Genomic DNA, 3048 nt, shown 5'->3' on the forward strand with positions numbered 1-3048 from the left:
GGTTGGTGGAACGCGCCGATCAGGTTCTTGCCCGCGCGCGCGTTGATGCCGGTCTTTCCGCCGACGGACGAATCGACCTGCGCGAGCAGGGTCGTGGGGATCTGCACGAAGCCGCACCCACGTTTCAGGACGGCCGCCGCGAAGCCGACCAGATCGCCGACCACGCCGCCGCCCAGCGCGACGATGTGGTCGCCGCGCTCGACCCCGAGGTCGAGCAGGCGGTCGCACAGCATCTCGAGCGAGGCCCAGCTTTTCGCGCCCTCGCCGGCGGGGACGATCACCGCCTCGGTCGCGATTCCGGCGGCGTCGAGAGCTCCCTCGAGCATCGTAAGGTGCGGGCGGACGTTGGCGTCTGCGACCACCACCACCCGCCGCCCGCGCGCGAGCGGGGCGATATGATCGGCCGCGCGGGCGAGCAGGCCGGGCTCGATCACGATCGGATAGGCGCGATCGCCCAGGGCGACGGTGATCATCGTCATTTACCCATCGCCCGGAGAATGGCGGACACGGTCGCTTCGTGCGGAGCCTGCTGGCTCGACACGCGCAAATGCGCCTCCGCGTAGATCGGGTTGCGGGCGCGGGCGAGCTCGGCGAGCACCTCGGCGGGATCGCGGCCGCGAAGCAGCGGACGGGTATCGCGGCGCTTGACGCGGCCGACCAGCACCGCCGGGTCGGCGTCGAGCCAGACCACGAGCGCATCGCGGAGCATCAGCGCGCGGGTGTCCGTGTCGACGAACGCGCCGCCGCCCGTGGCGATGACCTTGGGCGCGCCGTCCATCAGGCGGGCGATCACCCGGCGCTCGCCGTCGCGGAAATAGGGTTCGCCGAACCGGTCGAAGATCTCGGCGACCGACATGGCGGCGGCGATCTCGATCTCGCCGTCGGCGTCGACGAAGGGGAGCCGGAGCCGGTTCGCGAGGCGGCGGCCGACCGTGGTCTTGCCGACGCCCATCAGCCCGACCAGCACGATCGGCTGGCCGGTCCAGGCGGGGGCGGGATCGTCCGAGGCGGGAGGGGCGGCGCTTTGCAACATGGATGCGCCCGCTATACAGCCCGACGGGCGGGCGGCAAAAGACCGCGCCCGCGTGTTTACCGGCTTGTAGGATCGACCATCCATGTCCCGTCCCGTCATCCTGCTCATCGTGGTGCTGGCCATCCTTGTCGGGGGCCTGTTCCTGCTTGCGGGCCGCGCGACCGAGCGGCCGCTGGTCCCCGTCGAGAAGAGCGTGTCGCTTGCCAACCTCACCTAAGGCGTTCGGCTGCGCGTCGGCGCTGCGCTTGGCGGGAGCGGGGGCGCTGCTCCTGGCGGGAGCGGGGGTAGCGCAGGACCGGCCCGAATCGATCCTGCCGCCGGGCTTCGGCGACCCCGCGCCGGTACCGACGCCGACGCCCGCGCCCACCGCTCGGCCGACGCCTCTTCCCGGCGGGGGTCTCGTACAGCCGATCCCCCCGCAGAGCGGCGCGCCGAGGACCGCGCCGTCGCCGAGCGCAAGCTTGACGCCGACCGCAACGCCGTCGCCGATCGATCCCGCCATCCTGGCCGAATATGAGATGCCGGCCTCCGCGCGGCGGTCGCTGTCGCTGATCGGGCCTGCGGGGCCGCGCGAGGGCGCGCTCGGCGCCGAGTCCTGGCGCGGCGCGGACGGGACTTTCCTGCAGGGGCTGATGCGGCGAATGGACGCGCCGCTGCCGTCGCGCTGGGCGTCGATCCTGCTCCGGCGCGCGCTGACCGCGCAGGCGACGACGCCCGCCAATGTCAACGGCGCGGATTTCGCGGCGGAGCGCGCCTGGCTGCTGATCCGCATGGGCGAGGCTCAAGCGGCGCGCGCGGTGGCGCAGGGCGTCGATCCGGGCGACTACACGCCCAAACTGTATCAGGTGGCGATGAACGCGATGCTGGCGGCGGGCGATCCCGCCGGGCTGTGTCCGCTCGCCGACGAGGGCGTGGCGGCGACGGGCGAGCGCGGCTGGACGATGGCGCAGGGCATGTGCGCGGGGCTGGCGGGCGAGCCGGGGCGCGGGGCGGCGCTGTTGACGGCGGCGCGGCGGCGTAGGGTGGCGAGCGGCGTCGACCTGCTTCTGGCGCAAAAGGTCATCGGCGCGGCCGGGGGGCGGCAGGCGATCACGATCGAATGGGACGGCGTCGACCGGCTGACCGCGTGGCGGTGGGGCCTGGCGAGCGCGACGGGGGTCGCGGTCCCGCCCGAGCTGATGGCCGGGGCGGGGCGGCAGGTGATGTTCTGGCGCGCGACCGCGCCCACGCTGCCGCTGGCCGACCGGATCGAGGCGGCCGAGGCGGCGGCGGCGGGGGGTGTGCTGTCGGCCCGCGCGCTGGTCGATCTGTACGGCGCGGTCGCGGCCGACGATGACGCGCCCGCCGCCGCGAGCGCGGTCGCGGACGATCTGCGCACGGCCTATGTCGGCCGCGATGTCGAAGCGCGGGCGCAGGCGTTGCGCGCGGTGTGGGGCGAGGGTCGGCCCTCGTACGCACGGCTGTTGCTGACGGCGCGGGCGGCGGCGCGGGTGCGCGCGCGAGCGGATCATCCGGACGCGGACCGGCTGATCGCGGCGATGCTGGGCGTCGGCATGGACCGCACGGCCGCACGCTGGCGGGGCGTGGTGGCCGAAGGATCGGACGGCTGGGCGATGCTGGCGGTCGGCGACCCGGACGCGCGCGGGTCGCTGTCCTACGGCGACCTCGCCTCCTATGCCGGATCGGGCGACGCGGCGGTCAAGCAGCGGCTGTTCTTCGCCGGGCTGGCGGGACTCGGGCGGTTGTCGGCGGACGATGTGGAGCGCGGCGCGGAGGCGCTGAACGTACGGATCGGGACCGAGAACAGCTGGACGCGCGCGATCGACCGGGCGGCGGCGACGGGACAGCAGGGCACGGTCGCGCTGCTCGCGGGCGTCGGCATGCAGACGACGTCCTGGGGCGCGGTGCCGCCCGAGGCGCTGTACCGGATCGTCGGCGCTCTCCGGGCGGTGGGACTGGGCGGCGAGGCGCGGATGATCGCCGCCGAAGCGATCGCGCGTGCGTGATCTAGCTCC

The 3048-nt window shown here is 74.3% G+C and carries 4 protein-coding genes; 2 read left to right on the forward strand and 2 right to left on the reverse strand.

What is annotated here, in order from left to right:
• Positions 1-479 (reverse strand): iron-containing alcohol dehydrogenase (locus tag ACFE7F_RS13480; RefSeq protein ID WP_375404369.1); only part of this gene is annotated, 479 nt, incomplete at its 3' end.
• A complete protein-coding gene (locus tag ACFE7F_RS13485) occupies positions 476-1033 on the reverse strand; it encodes a shikimate kinase (RefSeq protein WP_375404370.1) in 558 nt (185 codons plus the stop codon). The genes ACFE7F_RS13485 and ACFE7F_RS13480, both read right to left, overlap by 4 nt.
• An 82-nt stretch (positions 1034-1115) precedes the next feature.
• Between ACFE7F_RS13485 and ACFE7F_RS13490 the strand changes: the two genes are divergently transcribed.
• Both ACFE7F_RS13490 and ACFE7F_RS13495 read left to right on the forward strand, forming a co-directional pair.
• A complete protein-coding gene (locus tag ACFE7F_RS13490; protein ID WP_375404371.1) occupies positions 1116-1250 on the forward strand; it encodes a hypothetical protein in 135 nt (44 codons plus the stop codon).
• Positions 1234-3039, forward strand: coding sequence for a hypothetical protein (locus tag ACFE7F_RS13495; RefSeq protein WP_375404372.1), 1806 nt, complete (start codon positions 1234-1236; stop codon positions 3037-3039). The genes ACFE7F_RS13490 and ACFE7F_RS13495 overlap by 17 nt, the downstream gene beginning before the upstream one ends.
• Positions 3040-3048: the final 9 nt, after the last annotated feature.

This window comes from uncultured Sphingomonas sp., assembly GCF_964235535.1.
Taxonomy (GTDB): domain Bacteria; phylum Pseudomonadota; class Alphaproteobacteria; order Sphingomonadales; family Sphingomonadaceae; genus Sphingomonas.

Excerpts from the sequence above, each read along its gene's own strand:
- ACFE7F_RS13485 (WP_375404370.1), bottom strand. The coding sequence starts at position 1,033 with ATGTTGCAAAGCGCCGCCCCTCCCGCCTCGGACGATCCCGCCCCCGCC.
- ACFE7F_RS13490 (WP_375404371.1), top strand. The coding sequence starts at position 1,116 with ATGTCCCGTCCCGTCATCCTGCTCATCGTGGTGCTGGCCATCCTTGTC.